Origin of the sequence: Micromonospora sp. WMMD1274 (assembly GCF_049179035.1) — a bacterium.
Taxonomy (GTDB): Bacteria; Actinomycetota; Actinomycetes; order Mycobacteriales; family Micromonosporaceae; genus Micromonospora; species Micromonospora tulbaghiae.
Genome location: NZ_JBMHMG010000001.1, coordinates 5923075 through 5944361, shown reverse-complemented (window position 1 = coordinate 5944361; position 21287 = coordinate 5923075). Strand labels below are relative to the sequence as shown.

The window sequence follows — 21287 nt, the reverse complement described above, 5'->3', positions numbered from 1 at the left end:
CGGTTCGGCTGGAAGCTGATTGAGATCAGTGACGAGATGGCCCGTCGTTGCGGTCTACGCCAGCGCGGAGTGCGCAGCATTAGTAGTACTCACGGATGTAGCCGAGTGCCCGCTCGTACACGTCGTTATCACGGATCTTGAACTTGGTCCAGAGCGTCTTGCGGAGGGACTGCTGGACCAGACGGTCACCCTCGCGGGTGTCCTGCCAGCCCGTGAACCGCACCGCCCGAACTACCTCGTCGACCTCGTCGACGATTCTCTCGGCGATGATCGGGGTGCCGTTGCCCTTGAGGGACTGGAACAGCTCGGTGAGCGCCGCCTTGCCTTGGTCCTCGCGGGGTACCTCGGCGGCGGCCTTCTCCGCGGCCACGGTGTCCCGGGCGAGGGCGAATAGCTCCTTGAGGAAGTCCAGGCTGGCCTGCTGGGAGTGGGCGTACTTCTCCCGCAGCGCGGTGAGCCGCTTGCCGAGTTCGATGAAGACAGGATTACCGAGGTGCTTGGCGATACGGGCGGTAATCCACTTTTCGACCTCGACCGGGTCGACGTCCTTCCGCCGGCCCGTCATGAGGTCTTCGATCACCTGGGCGTCCAGGAGGATCATGTCGAGGTCGGTACGGGGCACCTCGACGGTGACGTGTTCGTTGATAAGTTCCAACGTCTTGGCACCGAGGGTGTGCCACACGAGCCGACCGGCGATGTCCGACGGCCGCACCGACTCGTACATGTCGGTCAACCACCGGTAGTCGGCCGCGTAGGTGGAGAGGATCGGGTCCGGGCTGAGGGTTTCCCAGAGTTGGGCGACGACGCTGAAGGATGCGCCGAAGGCGTCGCAGGCCTCGTCGCTGCTGATTGCGGTCTGGGCGGCGATCAGACCCTCGTAGCCGCCCACGGTGCGGTCGACGCCGGGAAAGAACGCCAGTGCGGCCTGGATGGCCGGGCCGAGCTGGGTTCGCAGTACGGCGATGTTGCTGATTACCTGCTGGACGTTCTTCTCGTCGAAGGCGAACGCCTTGGCGACGTCGTCGAAGATACCCAGGTAGTCGACGATCAGCCCGTGCGTCTTGTTCGGTGGGTAGACCCGGTTGGTGCGGGTGATCGCCTGGAGCAGGTTGTGCTCCTTGAGCGGCTTGTCGAGATACTGCGCGTAGAGGATCGGCGCGTCGAACCCGGTGAGGAGCTTCGCCGTCACGATGATGATCTTCAGCGGGTCGGCCGGGTCGTTGAATCGGGCGGTGATGCGCTCCAACTCGTCCCGGTCGGGGGTGTACTCCGTCCATTCCTCCGGGTCACGAGCGGTGCGGCTCATGACGACCGTGGAGGCGTCGGGACCGAGGATCTCGTCGAACTCCGCCTTGTAGGCGACGCAGGTCGCCTTGTCGTAGACGACCACCTGTGCCTTGAGCCCCTGTGGCTCGACCTTGGTCCGGAAGTGTTCGGCGATGTCGGCCGCGATCCGGCGGACCCGCTCGTCCGCCTTGATCAACACCTCGAGCGATGCGGCCCGTTTCGACAGCGTGCTCTTGTCTGCCTCGGTGAGTCGATGCTGCTCGGCCAGCTCGGCGAACGCCGCATCGATCGCGGCCTCGTCAAGGTGGATTTCCGACAGGCGCGGCTCGAAGTGCAGCGGCAGCGTCGCCCCGTCGCGGATCGAATCCTGGAACGAGTACCGCGAGAGATAGCCACCGTCATCGTCTGTGGCCCCGAACCACATGAAGGTGTTGCGGTCCCGCCGGTTGATCGGGGTGCCGGTCAGGCCGAAGAGGAAAGCGTTCGGCAGTGCCTCGCGCATCTTGCGCCCGTAGTCACCCTCCTGCGAACGGTGGGCCTCGTCGACCATGACGATGATGTTGTCGCGGTCGTCCAGCACCCCCGGCGCCTCGCCGAACTTGTGCACGGTGGTGATGATGACCTTCCGAGCGCCCGCTTTGAGAAGCGCTTGTAGCTCCCTGCGGCTGTCGGTCGAGACGAGGTTCGGCACGTCCGAGGCGTTGAACGTGCCGGTGATCTGGGTGTCCAGGTCGATCCGGTCGACCACGATGATCACCGTGGGATTGGTCAGACCGGCCGCCGCGCGCAGCTTCTGCGCGGTGAAGACCATGAGCAGCGACTTGCCCGAACCCTGGAAGTGCCAGATCAGGCCCTGCTTGATCCGGCCGTGCAGCACCCGTTCCACGATGAGGTTCGTCGCCTGGAACTGCTGGAAGCGCGCGATGATCTTGATCTTGCGGTGTTTCTTGTCGGTGGCGAACACCGTGAAGAACCGCAGGAAGTCCAGCACCGCCGCCGGCGACAGCACGCCCTCGACGGCCTCGCGCACCACCGCCAGGCCGGTCCGCGCCGGGGCGTCGTCTGTCTCTTCCCGCCACGGGCCCCACAGGCCGACCGGCATGCCGACCGAGCCGTACCGGAAGTCCTTGCCTTCAGTAGCGAAGTTGAAGACGTTGGGAACGAAGAACGCCGGTACGTTGACCTCGTAATCCTCGTCGATCTGCGCCGCCGCGTCGATCCAGGAGTACGCGGGGCGGACCGGCGACTTCGCCTCGCCGACGACCAGCGGGAAACCGTTGCACCACAGCACCAGGTCGAAGCGCCGCTCGACCAGCCCGACCCGATACGTCACCTCCGTGGAGACCATCCACTGGTTGGCGCTCGGCTCGGGATTGTCGAAGTCGATGAGCCGGATGGTGACGTGCTCTCCGGCCGGGCCGAACGGCATCGACTTCTGCCCGGTCAGCCAGGCGGCGAACTGCTCGTTCGCCACCACGGGATTCGGCGTACGCCGAGCGGACAGGATGACCGCCCGCAGGTGGTAGATGACCTCGTCGGCCAGCCGCGGATCGGCCTCGATGACCCGGTTCAACCGAATCAGGGCCTCCTTGACCGGCCCCTCCAGGAGCGCCTCATCCTCCCGGCGCGGCAACTGCTTGCCAGGCACGAACTGGATGTCAGTGGACGCGACAAGGTCCCGTACGAAGTCCCGAACCGTGTTGGCCTCGTTGAAGGTCATCGGGGGCCTCCGAATATCTGCGCAAGAAGACTGCTGTTCAGAGCTCTGGTTTCGACCAGCAGGCTGTCCAGCGACGTCACCCCACTGTCGAATCCCGAGAGTTCTCCAAGCAACTGTTCCTGCCGGTCGATCGATACGACCGGAAAGGCCAGCTTTGCAAGGGATCGTCGATTGATCTTCACCATGCTCGTCGCGCTGCCAGCTGCGGTGCGTCGCATATGCGCACGTCCATGTGGACTCGAAAGGACCGCTTCAGCGAACTTCGGCCTAATACCGTCCACTAGTCGGAGCCGCATCATGGTGTCCGGGAAGGAGACGTCCTCTCGCCGCTCGTCGAAGATCCCAGCTCGCCCCACGGCGTCAACAGTATTCGCTCTTGAGACCAAAAGGTCCCCGGCGGCCAGAGTGGCCGATCGCAACTCCGGGCTGTCCGGGACGTTCTTCAGCTGACCCCTTCGATAGCCGTCGGGTCCTAAGGCCGCCAACGACAACACATAACGCCCTGTCGCGTTGTCGACCGGTGGAGTGGACCAACCGCTTTCAGGTGAACGTGCCCATGTCTCTTCGAAGGGAGCGGTCCCCTCCGCAAGCAGCCCATCAATCGCCGTTGAAAGCCAACGCATTCGTACGGCACGCAGAGCCTCCCGCTGAGAGGCGACCGACAAGCGGTGGCGTTCGACGGCCCAGAGTAGGTCGGCGAGGCGCTTCTGCTCGTCGACGGGTGGCAGGTCGAACTGATAGTTCGCTAGGTCTGTCCAGTTGATGTAGGGGTTGACTGAGCCGCGCGAGTTGTCCACCGCGTAGGAGTGGAATACCTCCGCGCTCAGCAGGAACGGCATGAACTCTTGAAGCAGGATGCTTGGATCGCGGGTTTCGAGGACGAAGGTCTTCTCGCCGGTGATCCCCTCGAACTCGGGCACGGCCGTCTTGCGTAGGTACGAACGGCGCGACACGTAGAGGACATGGCCGGGCCGGAAGCGCTTGTAGAACATGGGGCCGATTGGGTCGCGCCCAATGACGCCCCACTCCTTGATATGAAGGCTGTTGCTCGGGATGTGCTCTCCGGCCAAGAAACGTTCGAGGCCGGAGGTCGCCGGGTCGACCCGATCTGTGACGTGTCTGATCACGTCCCCGAGCGCAACTCGCTTCCAGCCGCTCTTGTCGAGGGTGAGGCTCACTTGGTGACCTCCTGTCCCAGCATGGCGAGCACGCTGTGGATGGCGAGGTCTGCTTGCGCTGCTGAGAGCCGCCAAGCGTTGACCGCGTCGGTGACGCTCATGGCTCCGGCTGCCTCGGTCGTGGGAGTGCGGGTGACGTAGAGCGGGATGGCAAGGCTGTGGCCCTTGTCGCCGATCTCGTCGAGGGTGGCGATCGCAGCGAAGCCTTCTTGGTCCTCGAAGCCCTCGTAGGCTGCAAGGATCTTCTGCTGATGGTGGCCACGCAAAAACGACTGGCTCTGCTCGCGCGCGACTTCCGTTCGGGCGTCGATGAAGAGAATCTTTCCCTTCCGTTCGACTGGTTTGCGCGCCCGTAGGACCACGACGGCAGCTGGCATGGGCGAGTTGTAGAACAGGCCCTCTCCCAGCCCCAGTACGCACTCGACGAGGTCCGACTTGACCAGCCCCGCCCGCATCTCGGCCTCGTCGCGGCGGAACAGCACGCCATGAGGAAGGAGGATCGCGGCGCGGCCCGTCTTCGGGTCAAGGCTGGCGGCGATGTGCTGGAAGAAGGCATAGTCGGCACGGCCCTGCGGCGGGACGCCCCACATATTGCGGCCGTACGGATCCTTGGCGAACGCGTTTCGGTTCCACGCCTTGATGGAGTACGGCGGGTTGGCGAGCACCACGTCAAAGGTGCGCAGCCCGGCACCGTCGAGGAAGGCCGGCTTGGTGAGCGTGTCGCCGTGCGCGATGTCTCCGTCGGCGATGCCGTGCAGGAAGAGGTTCATCCGGGCGATGGCTGACGTCCCGTAGTTTAGTTCCTGCCCGTAGAGGCGCAGGTTCCGCCATTCCTTGCCCTGCCGGCGCAGCTCGGCGGCGGTAGAGATGAGCATTCCCCCGGTGCCGCACGTCGGGTCATAGACCGACTCCCCTGGCTCGGGCTTGAGCATCATCGTCATCAGATGGACGAGGGTGCGGTTGGTGTAGAACTCCTGGGCGGTGTGGCCGGAGTCGTCGGCGAACTTCTTGATCAGGTACTCGTACCCCTGACCAAGTTCATCCTCGGGCAGGTTCGCCACAGAGAGCGTCTTGGCGGAGAAATGCTCAATGAGTTCTTTGAGCGTCCGGTCGGGCAGCAGGTTCTTGTTGCCCCAGTCGCCGTCGCCAAAGACGCCGGTCAGGGTCTCCGGGTTAGCCGACTCGATCGCCCGCATGGCGGCGAGGACCGCCGTACCGACGTCGCTGCTGACCTCGCGGATGTCCTGCCAGTGGGCGCGGTCGGGGATGGCGAAGCGATGGTTCTCCGGCAGGTCGGCCAACTCGTCGTCACCGTAGATCTCCAGCGCCGCGACGTGCTCCTCGTCGTATACGTCGGACAGCCGCTTGAGGAAGACCAGCGGGAAGATGTATTGCTTGTAATCGCCGGCATCGATGAGACCGCGCAGCACGACGGCCGCGCCCCACAGGTAGGACTCCAGTTCGCGCTGGGTGATGCGGGTGCTCATGCCGTCACCTCACTCTGGCAGAAGCCCCACTTCGCCAGTTCGGCTTCCAGCGCGGCGCGGGTCTCGCGGGCGGCGGCGTGCGCCGCTTCGAGGTCGGACAGGGCCTGCTCCAGCGTGCGCTGTTCACCGTCGTCGGCGGGAGCCACGTACAGCGGGATGTTGAGGTTGAATCCGTTGGCCCCGATGTCGTCGAGCGTGGCCACCGCCGCCAGGCCGGGTGCGTTGGCGAACGCATGGTAGGTCCGCAGCAGGGTGTCGGCGTGCTCGGGTTCGAGGCTGTTCTGGTTACGGCCGCGCTTGAACAGGGTCTCGCCGTTGACGAACAGCACCCTGCGCTTGCGGTCGTCGGCCTTGCGTCGGCGCAGAATCAACACGCACGCGGCCAGGCCGGTGCCGTAGAAGAGGTTGGGCGCGAGGCCGATCACGGCTTCGACCAGGTCCGCTTTCAGGACGAACTCGCGGATGCGCCCCTCGGCGCCCTGGCGGAACAGCGCACCCTGCGGCAGTACGACGGCGACCCGGCCGGTCCCGGTCGCCGTGGATTCGATCATGTGCTGGACCCAGGCCCAGTCGGCGTACCCCTTGGGCGGCACGCCCCCGAACCGGTTACGGCCCCACCGGTCGGCGCCCCACGCCACCTCACCCCAGTTCTTGAGCGAGAACGGCGGATTGGCGATGACGCAGTCGAACCGGGTAAGGCGCGCGCCATCGTAGAAGGCCGGCGAGCGCAGGGTGTCCTCGTGGGCGATATTGAAGTCCTCGACCCCGTGGAGCAGCAGGTTCATCTTGGCGAGGCCGGAGGTGGCGAGCACCTTCTCCTGGCCGTAGAGCTTGCCCCAGAGGGTCTGCGGCCGGCCGCCTTGGCGCTTGACGTGCTCGATGACCTCGATGAGCATGCCGCCCGTGCCGCAGGCCGGGTCGTAGACCGTCTCGCCCTCCTGCGGGTCGAGGATGTCGACGAGTAGTCGCACCACGGGTCGCGGTGTGTAGTACTCCCCGGCCTTCTTGTTGGACTGGTCCGCGAACCGCTTGATGAGGTATTCGTACGCCTGCCCGAACACGTCCGGCTCGACGGCCGCGTTGCTCAGCGTTCTGGTGGAGAAGTGCTCGATGAGGTCGCGCAGTTTGGCATCGGGCAGCTTGTCCTTGTTCGTCCAGGCGGCGCTGCCGAAGATGCCGTACAGCACGTCTGGGTTGACCTTCTCTATTGCCCGGAACGCGGTCACCAGGGCCTGCCCGACGTTCTCGGTGCGGGCGCGCGCGTCCTCCCAGAGGCTGCCGGTGGGGATGCCGAAGCGGTGGTTCTCGGGGAGCGACGCGTACTCGTGGTCGCCGTCGGACTCCGCCAGGGCCCGCTCGTACTCCTCGGTGTAGACGTCGCTGATCCGCTTGAAGAACATCAGCGGGAAGATGTACGCCTTGAAGTCCGCTTGGTCGATGCTGCCGCGCAGCAAATCGGCGGCCCGGCCGAGATACTGCTCCAACTCTGACAGGCTCATAGGAACGGCGAGCGTGTCATGCACCGTCGCGGAGGGTCGCGCATAGCGGCCATTAACACCGGTCACCCGAGAAAGGGGCATATTGCTGTTGTCTCCTCGCGAGCTGCGGTCACGTATCCGCACTCGGTCCTACCGTAGCCGCAACCTCGGGTAGCCAGGGGCCCTGGTCGGCCGCGAAGGCGTGTCGTGAGCGGATAACGGCCAGGCTGCTGTATAGATATCGGCCACTGCAGCCAGGCATGGCGCCGATAGGCTAGGTTGTCACGCCGAGTGAACGGATCCGTTTCGCGTGCGCGATGCGCGCCGCGCACCACCAAGCGGGTGAGGGAGTGGCCAGCGTAGCCGGGGATGTCGTGCTGAGGCCGTTGACGCCGAGCCGATGGTCGAGAGCGCGGGCAGACGGGCAACGGCGCGGTTTGTCTTGCCATGGCGGTCGGGGCACGGCTGATCGGGCCGGATGGCGACGACTCGACGCCGACTGGCCAATTGGCCTGGCGCTAGTTAGCCACCTTGCCAACAGGGGCGGCGGTGTCTCGGACGGATTTGACGATCGCGATCAGGCGGTCCACGTCGACGGAGCTAGAAGATCGAGTCCGTGACCGGTCTTCGTGCTCGGTCCGCCCGCGGCGCCCGCCGTAGTTCACGGGCACCACCTGTTGCTTCGGGGGCGCCCGGCAGCCGCTCAACGAAGATCTGGAGGCCGCCCGGCAGGCCGCCGCAGGCGAGCACGATCGCGACGGTGTGAAGCTGAAGATCGGGCTGTGGCGCGGGAGCAATCCGCTCCTACGCTTCAAAGTTGCCGGCCTTGATGCCCTGAATGAAGGCGACCCACTCGCCGGGGGAGAAGGACAGCACCGGTCCCTGCCGTTGCTTGCTGTCTCTAACCATGACAACCTGGGCCGGCGCGGCGACCTCGACGCAGTTGCCGCTTGAGCCGGACCTGGTGCTCTTGCGCCAGACAGCGCGAGACAGGTCCATGGCTCTCGCCCTCCTACGTCATCAACTCCCCAGCAATCGCGTGCAGCGTATCTCGCGTCGGCTTGGGTGCCAGTGCGAGGGCTTGGAGCTGCTCGTGGGCTGCGGCGTATGCGGTGATTTCAGATGGCCGGTCCAGATACAGCGCGCCGGTCAGCGTGTCGACGTAGACCATCCGCTCCTCGGCGGCGTCAGGGTAGGGCTCGGGCATCGGCGGGAAGTCGAGGATCACGAAGCTCCCGTCGAAGCCAACTCCGGCGGAGTACGGAAGAAGTTGGATCTGGACGTTGCTCTTGGTCGAGTCCTCGATCAAGCGATTGAGCTGTCTGTGCAGCACCTCGGGTCCGCCGACCATCCGCCGAGCTGCTCCCTCGTCGATGACCACGCGCAGCAGCGGCGGATCGTCACCCGACAGGATGGCCTGCCTCTCCATCCGCAGCGCGACTTGGCGCTCTACCTCGTCCTCGCGCATCGGGACCGGCGCACCTTCGAACGCGGCCCGCGCATACTCCTCGGTCTGCAGCAGGCCAGGCACCATCTGGCATTCATAGGTGCGGATGACCGACGCCTCGGACTCCATCCCGACGTACGCGGCGAACCAGTCCGGCAAGACGTCGCTATACCGCTGCCACCAGCCGCGCTGCTTCGCCTGCCGGGCTACCGCGATAACGGCTTCCGCTTGGTCACCTTCCACCCCGTACAGAGCCAGTAGCGCCCGCACGTCGTTGGGATGGGGCCGTACCTCTGCCGTCTCGATACGACTGAGCCAGCTCGCATCGTGGTCCACCCGCCTGGCCGCTTCGGCCGAGGTGATGCCAGCCCGGTCACGGAGCTGCCGCAGGGTCAACGCCAGTCGTCGGCGCCTGACGGTAGGGCTTTGGCGTTGAGGCACGTGGCCATACTGCCACGCGGGACACCTGACTCCCGTTCGCAGACACGCGGATCGCATGACGGTGATCCGCATATTGCGGATTACCGTCATGCGTGGCAACGTGTTTGCCGGGCGTGGTGGCCGGATGACCGAGCGTGGCCCGGCTGCCATGCCCCATATGCGAGAGGGGTCACGGTGGGCAGACAGGTCTCCTACGACCAGTACGTGATCGCAGTCGCCCTGACCCTGGCGCGTCGACATCGGCCGGTGTGGTCATTGAGGAGAGCCCGGAGGATTTGTCGCTGCGGCGGTGAGCTGCCGTGCCGATCGAGACACCGCATTCCCATCAGCCGCCGGCATTGGCCAGGGGAGGCGTGATGACATCTCACGCGCCTGTTCTGCCTATTTGGAGTTGTGGTGGGTGTGGTGCCCCTTGGCCGTGTCGCACCCGGAGGCAGGAGCTGCAAGCCGAGTACGAAGAAGCGCCCATATCCCTAGCTCTCTACATGGGGTCGTGCCTGGTGGCCGCCAGCCAGGACATGGGTTGGGCTCCAGCCGGGCTCCTCCATCGCCGGTTCCTCGGATGGGTGCGGTGACCGCACCCCGCTCCGGTGACCTTCTCTACGTGACCCGATCGGCCAGCGTGCAGTTCACTAACCCGATCTTCTTCCGAGTGATCCGGGTGCTCGGCTGGCGGACGTACGACGGGTGGCTCTGGCTCGAGGGCTATCAACTCAACAACAAGGGCGATGCCACCGCTCGACGGACCATCTTCGTGCAGCAGGCCGGACTGCAATCCGGTGAAATTCGAGCGTCGGTCAAGCAGCGATGTCGGCCCAGGGCGACAGCGGGTGAGGAAACGACCAGGGCTTGAGGTTTGAAGGGAACACCTTAGTCCGCATTCTGCTCGTGGAGGGCGAAGTCGGCTTGGGCGGCCCACGGCGATGGCGGGCTACCGACGCTGCATGCTGTTTAAGGGCCACCGCCCGCCAGGACAGGATGCCAACCTTGGTGTTGTTCATCCGCTCGTGGTCGAGCGTGATGAGGCGGATGAGGCGCTCACCAAATCGCATGAGAGGTGAAGGGCTGGTTCGGGCTGAGCGTGATCGCGTCGCTGACCGCCGGATTCCTGTCCGAAAGGGCACGTCGAGGCGACTTTGTGACAGCTGCGAGCTCCCTCGGATGCGAGGCAGGTGGACACGAAAGTCAGGGGGTGAAGGCGAGACGGGTGCGAAGCCGGTTGAAATAGCTGTAGGGGATGGTTTTGTCGTGCTGGAGTCGACCGACGACGATGCCCGGGTGGACGCCGGCTTCTTCGGCGAGGGCTATTGCCTGGGCCTGCGACCGGACGGTTGCCAGTCGGGCGTCGAATGTCCGCGGTAACAGAATGCGCCCGGCAAAATCATCGGCCTCCTGCTCCATGACGTTGTCGGCGTCCGCGCGCTCCACGCCGTCGACGATCGTGAATCGTCTGCGGTCGTGCAGCAGAACGTGTGCCGCCTCGTGAAAAAAGGTGAACCAGAAGATGTCGGCCCAGCGGTGCCGGACGCTGAGCTGGATGAGCGGCCGTTCGCTGGGGAGCCAGCGAACGGCGCCGTTGATGCGTGCGCCAACGATTTCGCGTTCGATGACGAGGGCGACCCCGGCCCCGACGCAGAGCGCTTCAAGTTGCAGGAGCCAGTCTTCCGGGTCCTCGAGTGTGGTCAGGGCTCGGATGCGGGGCAGCGCGTCTTTGAACTTGGTGCGGTCGAACGGCGGCAGGTCGGATTGTTCGGCGCGGATCTCGCCGATCCGAAGCCACGCGGCTAAGGCGCCATAGTCGATCTCGAACGCGCGGGATTGCCGGTACGCGGTCGGTGCTGCCCATACCTGGCCCCACGCGTCCGGTGATGCGACCTTGAAGAACGCGAGCGCATCGCGCAGGCGTTCGACTGGTGGAGCGTCTTTGCGGATGAATCCTCGGCGGATAAGTTCAGCGACTGGCAGTTGGTGCAGCCAGTCAACCTGCTTCTCCAGGCGGTTGGACTCGTCTTGTCGGGTCTGGGCAACCTGGTACGCCGACTCCAAGGCCGTCCATACATGTGCGGGTACGCCGGTCACGAACTCGAACCGCAGGGCCGTCTCGGCGCTGAGCGTGGCGGCGCCGAGGACGACCTGGTTGATGTGTTTGGTGGACAACCCGGTCCGCCGGGCCAGCTCGGCCTGGCTCATGCCGCGTTCGGTGAGGACCTCCACCAGGGTTTCGCCCGGCGGAATGGCGTAGTCGGGGCGGAACCGCCGGGTGCTGCTGGTGCCTGTCATCGGCGCGTCCTTCCCGCTGGTTGGTCGGTCACGGCGAGCACGCGGACCACGTGTGTCCCGTCGGCCGTGCCGTTGTTGATCTCGAACTTGATGATCGCCACCCCGCCCACGCTGATCATCCAGGAACCGTCGGTCGGATCGCGGCGCAGGTCGCCCGGCAGCGACTGCAGCGCCTCCACGGTCGGAGCGGCCTCGATCTGGATGAGCTTGCGGCCGACCGCCATACCGCCCGTCGATCCCCAGCGTGCGGTCAGCCTCGCGGCCCGGCTGCACAAGTCGGCGGTCTCGTCGTCGCCGAACCAGATGTCCATCACCCCGGACTATAGCGTTTCATGCACGGGTTCGATCCAGGGAACTGTTCCGTACACCTGACTGGTGCATGAAATTCCCGGACGATGGCGTATGGTGACCAAGGTCGACAAGAGGCTGTTGGAGAGGCGGAGGACGCGGACGTGGCGAGAGTGGGTGCGGTCCGGTGACCGGCGAGCGGTTCCAGATCCTGTCACTGGACGGCGGCGGGCTGCGGGGGATGTTCTCCGCAGCGGTCCTCGCGCGTCTCGAGGAGGACCTCGACATGCAAGTCACGGACCACTTCGACCTGATCGCCGGTACGTCGACCGGCGGGATCATCGCGCTGGGCCTCGGACTCGGCCTCACGCCCCGCCAGATCCTGCAGTTCTACACCGACCACGGTCCCCAGATCTTCCGCGACCGCAGCCGGCTGCGCGGCATGCGGCACATGCTGCGGGCCAAGTACGCGGCGGGACCGCTGCGGGCGGCGCTGACCGAGGTGCTGGGGGAGCGCACGTTCGGCGAGAGCACGAAGCGCCTTCTGATCACCTCGTACAACATCGGCGCCGACGACGTCTACCTGTTCCGGACCCCGCACCTGGAGACGCTCAAGCGGGACTGGCGCGAACGAGCGGTCGACGTGGCGATGGCCACCGCCGCCGCACCGACCTACCTGCCCGGCATGGCGCTCGGCGGCGCGCGGCTCATCGACGGCGGCGTCTGGGCAAACAATCCGGCCATGGTCGCTCTGACCGAGGCGGTCGGCCCGCTCGGCGTGCCGCTCGAGCAGATCCGGATCTTCAGCCTCGGCACCACGACCGACATGCGCCACCGCAGCCGCCGCCTCGACCGCGGCGGTCTGCTGCCGTGGGCCCGCGACGCAGTCGAGGTCCTCATGCGAGCCCAGAGCGAGAGCGCCGATAAGCAGATCCGGCACTTCCTGGGCAAGGAGCGGGTGCTGCGGCTCAATCCCACCGTGCCCACCGGCGCGCTCGCCCTGGACAAGGTCGACGCCGACGCCCTGATCGGCCTGGCCGGCCACGAGAGCCGCGCCGCGTCACCGACCTTCACCCGCTGCTTCGCCGACCACACCGCGCCGGCGTACGTCCCCCACTACCCGGCCCGGAAGGACTGACCCGTGGACACCATGGAAGAGATGCTCTCGATGCTGCTCGACGGTGCCGTCGAGACCCTCGACATCTCCCCGCACCTGCACCAGCTCGCCGTCGACAAGTACGAGGAGGTCGGCAGCTGGCTCGCCGAGCACGGCACGCCGGACTGGCGCATCTACCCCCAGGGATCCTTCCGGCTCGGCACCGTCGTACGCCCCAACACTCCGACCGGGGAGTACGACATCGACCTCGTGTGCTGGCTGCCGATCGCCAAGGAGTCCACCACGCAGGCCGAGCTGAAGGAGCGCGTCGGGCGCATGCTGCACGCCTTCCTGCACTGGAAGCAGCGGCAGGGCCACGGCGACGGCCCCGCGAGCTGTAAGGCCACCCGCCGCTGCTGGACGCTGAGCTACCCCGACGACGGCTTCCACCTCGACGTGCTGCCCACCATCCCCGACCCGGCGGTCCCGCCGACCGGCATCCTGCTCACCGACAAGCAGCTGCGCGCGTGGCAGCACAGCAACCCGATCGGCTACGCCACCTGGTTCCAGCTGCGCTCGCAGCTGGACCGCCACCTGGTCGAGGCGAAGCGGCACGCGAACGTCGCCGACGTGCCGGACTGGGCCGTCCGCAGCACCCTGCAGCGGCTCGTGCAGGTCCTCAAATGGCACGCCATGCTGTACTTCGCTGACGACCCGGACAACCGGCCCCCTTCGATCCTGATCACCACCCTGGCCGCCCGTGCCTACGCCGGAGAGCACGACCTGTTCACCGGCACCCGCAACGTCCTCCATGGCATGGGCAACTTCGTCGAGAACCGTCACGGCCGGTGGTGGGTGCCCAACCCCGCGCACGAGGAGGAGAACTTCGCCGACAAGTGGAACGAGTACCCCGAGCGACGCGAAGCCTTCATCCGCTGGCACACAGACCTCAGCATCGTCCTCGACGACCTCGTCCAGCTGCAGCGCAAGGGGCTGCACGTGCTCGCCACACGGATGTCGGAGAGCTTCACCCCGGACGCCGTGCAGCGCTCGGTGCAGCGCTACGGCGAACGCCTCCGGCAGCAGACAACGACCGGCGCCCTCCGCATGGGCGTCGGCGGCCTACTCACCACGACCACGGCGGGGCCGCGGGTCCGGCAGCACACCTTCCATGGCCAGCACACCGACCCGCGCGGTTAACCTCACCCGCCAGCTTGTCGCGATCACCGCCGTGCTGCCCAACGTCGAGGGCACCGTCCGCCGCGGCGAGCTGGACTGCACCACCCGGCTACAGCCCACCCCGGCCAGCCAGACCTACACCGTCCGCCTGATCTACCGGCACGGCCGCCGCCCTCGGGTGACCGTTATCGATCCGCCACTTGAGCTCCATCCCGGCGCGGACGCGCTCCCTCACGTCTACCCCGGCGACGAACTGTGCCTCTACTTCCCCGGCGAGTGGAACCACCACATGCTGCTGGCCGCCACCATCCTGCCCTGGACCGCCGAATGGCTCATTCACTACGAGCTGTGGCTCACCACCGGACACTGGGCGGGAGGTGGCCACACCCACACGGTCGGCGACACCGTCACCTACCTGCCCACGCGCGACGCTTGATCCACCAGCCGGCAGCCGGCTTCTTACCGCCTCTAGCCCTCGCCCAGAGCATTTCGGCGACGCGCAGCGTGAGGAGTCCGGCCGCGGCCTGGTCCCGGAGCTGGGCGATCACGGCATGCTCCTCGGCGCGTTGCCAGACGTTGAGCGAGTGGACGGTGATCCCCCCGCCGAGGCCCGGCCAGCAGCCGTCGAAGGTGCTCAGCTGCCGGCCCTGAGCAGGGCGGGCCGTTGAGAGAGACGGTGGGCGGACCGCTCGACATCGGTACCCGGTGGTTGACCGGGTGCGTCGCCGTGAAGGTCGTTGACGACATCGACGAGCGCGTTGCTGCGCCGTAGAGGAGTGCCGCGTTCCCCGAGGTCGAGATCGCGAGCCGGTTGCCACTGCTCCCAATCTGCTCCCAATTTAAGGGGCAACAGCGCGGAAGCCCGTTACCGGCTGAACCGGTGACGGGCTTCCTACCTGCACATACTCACGGTGGGCGATACTGGGATCGAACCAGTGACCTCTTCGGTGTGAACGTAGTCGTCTACTCGGCCGGGATCCGGACGACGAAGCGTCACCATCCCTAGCCATAGAGGTGCATCCTCCCCTTGACTTCCGATGGCAAGTGCCTGGTGAGTGTCGGTCGATGGTCTCGCCGTGGAGGCTGCTGTACGCAGAGGTGAGCTGTTGGTGGTGACAGGGGACGAGGCCCCTGCCACTCACCTGACATCAGGTCACGCTGGTCGTGGGGTCGGCTTCTCACCCTGTGGTTTGTGGGTGCTGAGCATGCGAACGGTGGTGCTGGTCTCCACCGGCGACTCGGCTGGCCCCTTCAGGAATGGGTTGATGTAGACCGGGCGGCGAAGTGATCGGCCTGGTCCGTGGGCTTGGTTGCGCCAGTGGCCGGAGACCCAGAACCGGCTACTCTGACGGCGCCCTTGCTCCCCTGGCCCCGCGTCGGCTGCGTCGCTCGGGCTGCGGCGGCCGCGGATCCGCACGATGCGCACCTCTGGTAGGTCCCGCTTGGAGCGGGCGTAGGCCTTGGCGATGGGCTTGTCGATTTTCGCGATGTCGACCTCCGCGGCCTTCTGGGTGATCAGCAGCCAGGTAGCTATCAGGGTCGCCGCGGAGTGGTCGGCATCGATCAGATACTGCTCGGCGAGGTGGGCGGCCGTCATGGGTACGAGCCAGCCGACTTGCTCCCGGAGCCGTTGCAGGGGTTTGCCGTCGAGGCCTGCCCCGATGGCGCGGTAGAGGACCACCTGCCAGCCGTCGTTGGCCAAGGTCCAGGAGGCGGCGGTGATCTGGTCTTGGGTGATGGGCCGCGACCAGGTGATGAGTACGTTGGCCGGCGGGCCGAGGTTGTGGCCGATGGTGAGGGCGGTGAGCTGGGTAGCGGCGTGTTCCGCGAGGTCGGTGAAGTCGTCGTCGACCCAGAACAGGCGCGACTGGTCGAGCCCGTCAGCGACCTGGCTGCGTGCTCCGGTGAGCCCGAGCGCAGTAGGCAGGTCGTCGTTGCCTCGGTAGAAGTGGGTGAGCCGGTCGCGCACCTTGGGCAGGTCCTTGGCTGCGATGGATGCCGCTGGCCAGGGGGTCGTGGTGAGGAGCGTGCGGCCAGGGAGGCGGTCGTCGAGGAACGCCAGGTGCAGTTCCTCGATACGCCCACGTACCTCCGGGTTGGTACCGACGCCGAGGGCTTGGACGGCTCGGTCGACGACCAAATCTGGGCGGCCGTCGTCGATGTGGGTTTGGCAGGTGGCGCATGCTGCCCACGTCTCGCCGAAGTTCTGCACGAGGGTGGCGGTGGAGCCGATGGCGACGGCGGTGACGTTTGCGCCGTGCAGCGTCCAGATTGGGTAGGGGTCGCCGCAGAAGTCGCAGGTCCGGCGGACGGTGGCGAGTTGGCTGACCGGGACGGGCGCGGGGGCGTGTCCGTCGGTGGCGAGGTGGACCGGGTGGACGTGGGTGGGTGGTGTGCCCATGGTGTTGAGCGGGACCAGGCAGGTGCGGCAGGCCATCTCCTCGGGCGGGGCGGTCATGCTGGGGTCCCGTCGATCGGGCGACGGCGGTCGCGCAGGCGTGGTCCGCGGCGGTGCGGGGCGGGTGGCATGGTCATGCCTGGCTGGTAGGTGGCGTGACGGTTCCGTCCGTTGCGCTTGGCGTGGTACATGGCGACGTCGGCCCGGTGGAGCGCGATGTCGGTGAGCGGGTCGGTGGCTTCGACGAGGGCCAGGCCGATGCTGGCGGTGACGGAGTGCTTGTTGGCGCCGAGGGCGACGGGCTCGGCGATGATCGTCGCGAGCGCGTCGGCGATGCGGTCCGGGTCGCCAGCGTGGGTGGGTAGGAGGACGGCGTATTCGTCGCCGGCGAGCCGTGCGGCGGCGCCGCCGTGGATGGCGGCGAGGTCGGTGATGCGGTCGCCGATGGCGATGAGGAGTTCGTCGCCATGGTCGTGGCCGTGGGTGTCGTTGACGTGCTTGAAGTCGTCGAGGTCGATCAGGGCGACGGTGATCGGCTGGGCGGGGGTCTCGTCGGCGAGGGCGGTGTGGACGGCGTGAAGGCCGGCGCGGTTGAGCATGCCGGTGAGCGGGTCGTGGAGCATCGAGCGGTGGGTGTCGGCGAGTTGGTGGCGTAGGCGGTGGATGGTCGGCCAGGCGGTGAGCCGGCCCAGGGTGTAGGCCACCATCGCGGTGGCGATCATGAGCAGTGGTCGGGACACTGGGGTCCTCCCTTGTTGGAGAACCCGGGACGCGGTCGTTTCCAGGCGGCGCGTCCCGGGTCCTGATACGACGACGGCCCGCCAGTGGCGGGCCGGTTTCGGTTCTTGCCGCAAGGGCTAGTGGCACTGGTGACGGGAGCGTTCGGGCCAGGGTCAGACTGGCGACGCCGGGCGGAGGCACGTCGGACTGCGCTTCAGGTATGACAGTCGTTCTTCACCTCCTGACTGGTCGTGAGGTGGTGTCAGCGGCGTACCGGGTGTTTGGCCTGGTCGGCGCGGAGTCTGGCCGGAAGGTCGGCGGGGATCTCGGCGTAGGGGTCAAGGGCCGCGAGGACTTCGGCCGGGTCGAGGATGGTCTCGACCCGGCCGAGGTGGATGACGTCGGGTTGGCGATCGGGTTCGGTCACCGGGTCCCAGGTGAAGTCGATGAGGGTGGCGACGTAGGTGCGGTGTGGGTTCCAGCCGACCTGGATCGTGTACCGGTCGAAGCCCGGCTTGGGCATGAGGGTGTAGAGGCTCATGGGTTCCTTTCGTGGAGATCTCGCGACGTTGCCGAGTCGTTGCCTCCCACGACCTGCTGGCTGCCGAAGGCCGCCCGGAGGCCGCCAGCGGCACTGGCGCTCCGGCGCCGCACTCCCCTGCTTGACCCCGGCGGGAAAGGCTGGCGCTGCTCGGGCCTGTCACGCGCGTACTGCGGCGGGCGCGACGGGGGACTGACCTCCCTGGTAGCAGGCGTCGCGGCGAGCTGGGGCTCAAGCCGGGCGGTGTCGGAGACGTTCCTCCGCCGCCTCGATGATCTTGTCTCGGCGTGCGGCGGGAAGATCGGCGAGCAGGTCGACGTAGTGCTGTTCCTGTGGGGTGAGCGGTTCGGCGAAGGCCTGCTTGTACGCCAGTCGGGCTGCTTCGTGTTCGGCCTCGATTGGGCCGCTGTGGTCGTAGGCGGAGGCGACCTCGCGGAGTTGCGCGGCTGCGGCGAGGGGGTCTCGGGACAGCGAGGTGTCGTAGAGACGGAAGTTCGCGGGCAGGTCGGCTGCGGTGATGGCGGTGATCAGGCAGAGGTCGGCTTGGACGCTGTAAGGCCACGAGTTGCCGTGGGTGGGTGTTTCGCCGCGGGCGCGCAGGGCGGCGCGCTCGGCATACCAGGACAGCCGGGCTTCTTGTGCTCTACGGGCGAGGGCCAGCAGGATGGCGCGAACGGGATCCATGATCGTTACTCCTGTTCCACCGGGTCGTCGGGCAGGGCGGTCGGTTCGGAGTCGGCGTCGGCGAGGACTTCCTCGACGACGGTCGGGGGCACCCCGGCCTGTAGGGCTTGAAGGACCGTCTCGGCGAACTGGTAGGTGCCGTCGATGTGGAGGGCGTGTTCGGCGGCCATGGCGGCGAGGACACCGTCGCCGCAGCGCCAGGCGGTGACGGCGAGCAGGGTGGCCGGCGCCGGTACGAGCGGCTCGTCGGCGCGGCGGGTGATGTCGGCCCAGAAGTCGACGTGCCGGCTGTGTGGCTCGGTGAGGCCGACGGCGACGTCCCGGATATCCCGGTCGACCAGCAATGTGGTCAGCCACGCCACCTCGTCATCGGTGAGTCGCGCTCCCGCGTCGTGTCGACGTAGCGCGTCGCGGACGGCCCGCTCACCGGCCTCATACATCGCGGTGCCGCCGACGACCTGCAATGCCTCCAGTCGGATGCGCGCCTCGCGGCTGGCCCGTTGGATGGCGTCGCGCGCGGCGCCGCTCACCGGCGTGATTTGGCCGGCGACCGACGCCCGGTCGGGTCGAACCACGACGCCCGCGATGGTCGCCCGGACCGCGACCGTTGATGCGATGGGGTCGAACGGGGTTCCCTGGGGCGGGCAGCAGGCAGGGTTGTCGCAGATAAGGCTGAACAGGCGATCCCCAGCGATCCGCAGCAAGTCGACGACGGGCAGTCCGGCGGCGGCGAAGGCGTCGCTGAGGGCGCGCAGCGCCGGGTCGATGGGGTCCGGCGTGCCGTAGCCGATGATCACCACGTGGGTGAGTGGCTGTTGCCGCTGCACGACGGGGATGAGCTGATCGGCGAAGGCGTTCAGCTCGTGTGCGTACTCTGAGCCGGTCGGCAGGTCCCCGCGAGCGGCGAAGACGATCCGTCGGTCGTTGCAGGCGATGACGACGGCGCTGCCGTCGCTGGGATGAAAACCGATGAGATACGGCACGGCGGCGGCCAGATCGGCCGGCGAGCGGACTGTCACTTTGTTCTCGGGTAACGACACGATGACCTCCACGATGTGACTCGGGTCGAGGGATGGGATTGCCGACGGCATGCGGGCCGGTGGGATTCGTCGACCTGATGCCGGCTGGTGGTACCGGCGGCGGCGTCCGGCTGGTGACATACGGCAGCAGACGGCCACCCGACTGGTGGCCGCCTGACTGACGGATGGGGCGCCCGATCGCCAAAGTCGCGAGCGGGCTTGATGGATTGCGGCGTTCTGAGGCTGACACTGGCGGTGGCGGCCGACCGGAAGCGGTGGGCGCGATGCCGTCGCGGACGCGTCAGACGAGCGCGAAAGGAAGAGAAATGAAGGAGCCCTCAGGCTATTCGGGCTCCCGCAGACAGGGCCCGACGTGTCAGACCTGGCCATCTGTCAGGCCCTGGCAGCCCCACCACCGCGATGCCGGCAGCTCGGCGGCGGCGCCAACGCAGGCGTCTATGGTCGCCGTAGCACGAGGACGTCCTCGTGCGCGATCAAGTGCATGGGAATGCCGTCGTCGCGGGCGCGGCGCACAGCCAGCAGCACGAACATGTTGGCCCGGTGGACGATATGCCCGTCGCGGACAGCGGCGAGCATCGCGGCACACCTCTGCACCGGAATCAGCCCGACCGACCGGGCGACGGTGAGCAGCTCGCCAGGTAGATCTATCAGGTCGTCGCGCTGGCGGCGCACCGGCCGGCAGGTGATCACGACGATCCCGCCGGGGCGCAGAAGCCGGTAGCTGGCGGCAAGGATCGCGGCGAACCCGTCGAGTAGACGCGACCAACCACCGTAGGCGAGGTTGCCGCTCTGCCGGTCCCCGTAGTGGTGGTGTCGCTTGCGCACGCCGGCGCTCGTCGTCTGGACCAGTCCATGAGTGCCGCGTCCGTAGGGCGGCGAGGTGAGCACGAGTGCGACCTGGCCGACGATTGTGGCGGGTACCAGGTCGAGCAGGCCGGTGGCGTCGCCGGTGAACATCCGCGCGGTTCCGGGGGCGTTCTGCTCGGCGGCGAGAGCGATGTTGGCCTCGGCGATGGCGGTGTAGCGGGGTTCGATGTCGATGCCGAGTCCATGACGGCCGAGGTGCATGGCCTCGACCAGGGTGGTCCCGACCCCGCACATCGGGTCGAACACCAGGTCCCCCGGCTGGCTGTAGGTGGTGATGGCATGAGCGGCCGCGTGGGGCAGCATCTTGGCCGGATGGCTCGATGTCATTGGAACGTACCGGCCGCGCCGCTGGTCACGGGCGGGTATCTGACAGGTCAGCCACACCGAGGTGACCGGCAGCGAGTCACCCATGGCCGTCGCCGCGCTGCGTGGTGCCTCGGGTCAGGATCAGCACGTCGGTATGGATGTCGAGATGCGTGCGCACGCCTCGCCACGGCGGACGGTCAGCCGCCACGACGTGCTGCAGATACATCAGCCCGGCACGCTTGGCGGCGACGACCACATCGACAGGCAGGGCAACGTCGTCGTGCGGCAGCAGCACCGCGACGCAGCCACCAGGCAGCAGACTCGTCCGGCAGCGGGTGAAGAACTCCTCCGGTGCAGCAGCCTCGGCGGGCGGCCAGCCGGAGACAATCAGCGTCGCCGGTTCCAGGCCCCGCTCCCCGGGACCCGCCAGATTCAGATGAGCACGGCGCTGCGTGCCGATGATCGCGCGGGCCAACTGCGGCCCCACCGCCAAATCGATGATCAGATCGGATCGGTGGCTGAGATTGTGGACCAGCCGCACCCCCATCGCGTTGGACATGGTCTCCCCCACCTGCGGCGCAGGAACCGGCCACACGGTGATCGGCACGGGCGGGTCGCCAGGCACCACATCCCCCACAGGATCGGGTGCGCGACGCGGCTTCTTGTCGGTCATAGGCACGGTGGCCCCCGGACCGGCGGACGTACTGACAATCCCCAGGACCACGCTGACAGGCCGATCGAACCCACCCCCGGTCTGACAGGACCCATCACCCCGACGGCAAGCGGCGCCAGGCCAGCAGGCACGACCCGCCCTGACCGCTGTGAACCCGTCAGGGCCAGACACGAACCG

General features: G+C 67.1%; 19 protein-coding genes. 4 read left to right on the top strand and 15 right to left on the bottom strand.

All coding sequences use genetic code 11. From position 1 onward, the window contains the following. Positions 1–79 precede the first annotated feature (79 nt). The 6 genes from ACN27D_RS28125 to ACN27D_RS28100 form a co-directional block, all read right to left on the bottom strand. The gene (locus ACN27D_RS28125) at positions 80–3007 is read right to left on the bottom strand and encodes a type I restriction endonuclease subunit R (protein ID WP_421500414.1); all 2928 of its coding nucleotides are present in this window, start codon (positions 3005–3007) and stop codon (positions 80–82) included. After that, the gene (locus ACN27D_RS28120) at positions 3004–4185 is read right to left on the bottom strand and encodes a restriction endonuclease subunit S (RefSeq protein WP_421500413.1); all 1182 of its coding nucleotides are present in this window, start codon (positions 4183–4185) and stop codon (positions 3004–3006) included. The genes ACN27D_RS28125 and ACN27D_RS28120 overlap by 4 nt, the downstream gene beginning before the upstream one ends. Further along, positions 4182–5672: a type I restriction-modification system subunit M gene (locus ACN27D_RS28115; RefSeq protein ID WP_421500412.1), complete on the bottom strand. Its 1491-nt coding sequence runs from the start codon at positions 5670–5672 to the stop codon at positions 4182–4184. The genes ACN27D_RS28120 and ACN27D_RS28115 overlap by 4 nt, the downstream gene beginning before the upstream one ends. Next, entirely contained in the window at positions 5669–7294 is a 1626-nt protein-coding gene (locus tag ACN27D_RS28110) for an N-6 DNA methylase (RefSeq protein ID WP_421500411.1), read from the bottom strand. Before ACN27D_RS28110 ends, ACN27D_RS28115 begins: the two co-directional genes overlap by 4 nt. Positions 7295–7954: 660 nt before the next feature. Further along, positions 7955–8149 carry a DUF397 domain-containing protein gene (locus tag ACN27D_RS28105; RefSeq protein WP_421500410.1) on the bottom strand — a complete coding sequence of 65 codons (195 nt, stop codon included), beginning with the start codon at positions 8147–8149 and terminating at the stop codon, positions 7955–7957. A gap of 13 nt (positions 8150–8162) precedes the next feature. Next, complete coding sequence (locus tag ACN27D_RS28100; RefSeq protein WP_421500409.1) at positions 8163–8993, bottom strand: helix-turn-helix domain-containing protein; 831 nt, start codon at positions 8991–8993, stop codon at positions 8163–8165. 616 nt (positions 8994–9609) lie between these two features. Here ACN27D_RS28100 and ACN27D_RS28095 point away from each other — a divergent pair. Further along, positions 9610–9891 carry a hypothetical protein gene (locus ACN27D_RS28095; RefSeq protein ID WP_421500408.1) on the top strand — a complete coding sequence of 94 codons (282 nt, stop codon included), beginning with the start codon at positions 9610–9612 and terminating at the stop codon, positions 9889–9891. Between the two features lie 332 nt (positions 9892–10223). Here ACN27D_RS28095 and ACN27D_RS28090 read toward each other — a convergent pair whose 3' ends face one another. Then, on the bottom strand, positions 10224–11318 hold the full coding sequence (locus tag ACN27D_RS28090; protein ID WP_421500407.1) for a HigA family addiction module antitoxin: 1095 nt from the start codon (positions 11316–11318) through the stop codon (positions 10224–10226). Continuing rightward, positions 11315–11629 carry a hypothetical protein gene (locus ACN27D_RS28085; protein WP_421500406.1) on the bottom strand — a complete coding sequence of 105 codons (315 nt, stop codon included), beginning with the start codon at positions 11627–11629 and terminating at the stop codon, positions 11315–11317. Before ACN27D_RS28085 ends, ACN27D_RS28090 begins: the two co-directional genes overlap by 4 nt. Positions 11630–11793: 164 nt before the next feature. On the opposite strand from ACN27D_RS28085, the gene ACN27D_RS28080 reads away from it, so the two are divergent. From ACN27D_RS28080 to ACN27D_RS28070, 3 genes are read left to right on the top strand one after another with little or no spacing between them, the layout of a single operon-like run. Beyond that, the gene (locus tag ACN27D_RS28080) at positions 11794–12744 is read left to right on the top strand and encodes a CBASS cGAMP-activated phospholipase (protein WP_421500405.1); all 951 of its coding nucleotides are present in this window, start codon (positions 11794–11796) and stop codon (positions 12742–12744) included. Between the two features lie 12 nt (positions 12745–12756). Then, a complete protein-coding gene (locus ACN27D_RS28075; protein ID WP_421501204.1) occupies positions 12757–13902 on the top strand; it encodes a cyclic GMP-AMP synthase DncV-like nucleotidyltransferase in 1146 nt (381 codons plus the stop codon). Continuing rightward, entirely contained in the window at positions 13874–14317 is a 444-nt protein-coding gene (locus tag ACN27D_RS28070; protein ID WP_421500404.1) for a hypothetical protein, read from the top strand. The genes ACN27D_RS28075 and ACN27D_RS28070 overlap by 29 nt, the downstream gene beginning before the upstream one ends. A gap of 717 nt (positions 14318–15034) precedes the next feature. Here the strand turns inward: ACN27D_RS28070 and ACN27D_RS28065 are convergent. The 7 genes from ACN27D_RS28065 to ACN27D_RS28035 all read right to left on the bottom strand — a co-directional run bounded on the left by ACN27D_RS28065 (position 15035) and on the right by ACN27D_RS28035 (position 21110). Beyond that, positions 15035–16339 carry a hypothetical protein gene (locus ACN27D_RS28065; protein WP_421500403.1) on the bottom strand — a complete coding sequence of 435 codons (1305 nt, stop codon included), beginning with the start codon at positions 16337–16339 and terminating at the stop codon, positions 15035–15037. Continuing rightward, positions 16336–17019, bottom strand: a complete 684-nt coding sequence (locus ACN27D_RS28060) for a GGDEF domain-containing protein (protein WP_421500402.1) — start codon at positions 17017–17019, stop codon at positions 16336–16338. The genes ACN27D_RS28065 and ACN27D_RS28060 overlap by 4 nt, the downstream gene beginning before the upstream one ends. 242 nt (positions 17020–17261) lie before the next feature. Then, positions 17262–17540 (bottom strand): hypothetical protein, encoded by a 279-nt coding sequence (locus ACN27D_RS28055; RefSeq protein ID WP_421500401.1) that lies wholly within the window; start codon positions 17538–17540, stop codon positions 17262–17264. 231 nt (positions 17541–17771) lie between these two features. Then, entirely contained in the window at positions 17772–18224 is a 453-nt protein-coding gene (locus ACN27D_RS28050) for a hypothetical protein (protein ID WP_421500400.1), read from the bottom strand. Positions 18225–18229: 5 nt separating this feature from the next. Beyond that, on the bottom strand, positions 18230–19264 hold the full coding sequence (locus ACN27D_RS28045; protein WP_421500399.1) for a DUF4192 domain-containing protein: 1035 nt from the start codon (positions 19262–19264) through the stop codon (positions 18230–18232). Between the two features lie 435 nt (positions 19265–19699). Beyond that, entirely contained in the window at positions 19700–20542 is an 843-nt protein-coding gene (locus ACN27D_RS28040) for a TRM11 family SAM-dependent methyltransferase (protein ID WP_421500398.1), read from the bottom strand. Next, positions 20535–21110 carry a hypothetical protein gene (locus ACN27D_RS28035; protein WP_421500397.1) on the bottom strand — a complete coding sequence of 192 codons (576 nt, stop codon included), beginning with the start codon at positions 21108–21110 and terminating at the stop codon, positions 20535–20537. The genes ACN27D_RS28040 and ACN27D_RS28035 overlap by 8 nt, the downstream gene beginning before the upstream one ends. Positions 21111–21287 lie beyond the last annotated feature (177 nt).

What these genes read in the sequence shown, in the direction of transcription:
- ACN27D_RS28115 (WP_421500412.1), bottom strand. Translation starts at nt 5,672, where the DNA reads ATGAGCACCCGCATCACCCAGCGCGAACTGGAGTCCTACCTGTGGGGC.
- ACN27D_RS28050 (WP_421500400.1), bottom strand. Translation starts at nt 18,224, where the DNA reads ATGGATCCCGTTCGCGCCATCCTGCTGGCCCTCGCCCGTAGAGCACAA.
- ACN27D_RS28085 (WP_421500406.1), bottom strand. Translation starts at nt 11,629, where the DNA reads ATGGACATCTGGTTCGGCGACGACGAGACCGCCGACTTGTGCAGCCGG.
- ACN27D_RS28105 (WP_421500410.1), bottom strand. Translation starts at nt 8,149, where the DNA reads ATGGACCTGTCTCGCGCTGTCTGGCGCAAGAGCACCAGGTCCGGCTCA.
- ACN27D_RS28070 (WP_421500404.1), top strand. Translation starts at nt 13,874, where the DNA reads ATGGCCAGCACACCGACCCGCGCGGTTAACCTCACCCGCCAGCTTGTC.
- ACN27D_RS28125 (WP_421500414.1), bottom strand. Translation starts at nt 3,007, where the DNA reads ATGACCTTCAACGAGGCCAACACGGTTCGGGACTTCGTACGGGACCTT.
- ACN27D_RS28035 (WP_421500397.1), bottom strand. Translation starts at nt 21,110, where the DNA reads ATGACCGACAAGAAGCCGCGTCGCGCACCCGATCCTGTGGGGGATGTG.
- ACN27D_RS28055 (WP_421500401.1), bottom strand. Translation starts at nt 17,540, where the DNA reads ATGAGCCTCTACACCCTCATGCCCAAGCCGGGCTTCGACCGGTACACG.
- ACN27D_RS28065 (WP_421500403.1), bottom strand. Translation starts at nt 16,339, where the DNA reads ATGACCGCCCCGCCCGAGGAGATGGCCTGCCGCACCTGCCTGGTCCCG.
- ACN27D_RS28090 (WP_421500407.1), bottom strand. Translation starts at nt 11,318, where the DNA reads ATGACAGGCACCAGCAGCACCCGGCGGTTCCGCCCCGACTACGCCATT.
- ACN27D_RS28075 (WP_421501204.1), top strand. Translation starts at nt 12,757, where the DNA reads ATGGAAGAGATGCTCTCGATGCTGCTCGACGGTGCCGTCGAGACCCTC.
- ACN27D_RS28040 (WP_421500398.1), bottom strand. Translation starts at nt 20,542, where the DNA reads ATGGGTGACTCGCTGCCGGTCACCTCGGTGTGGCTGACCTGTCAGATA.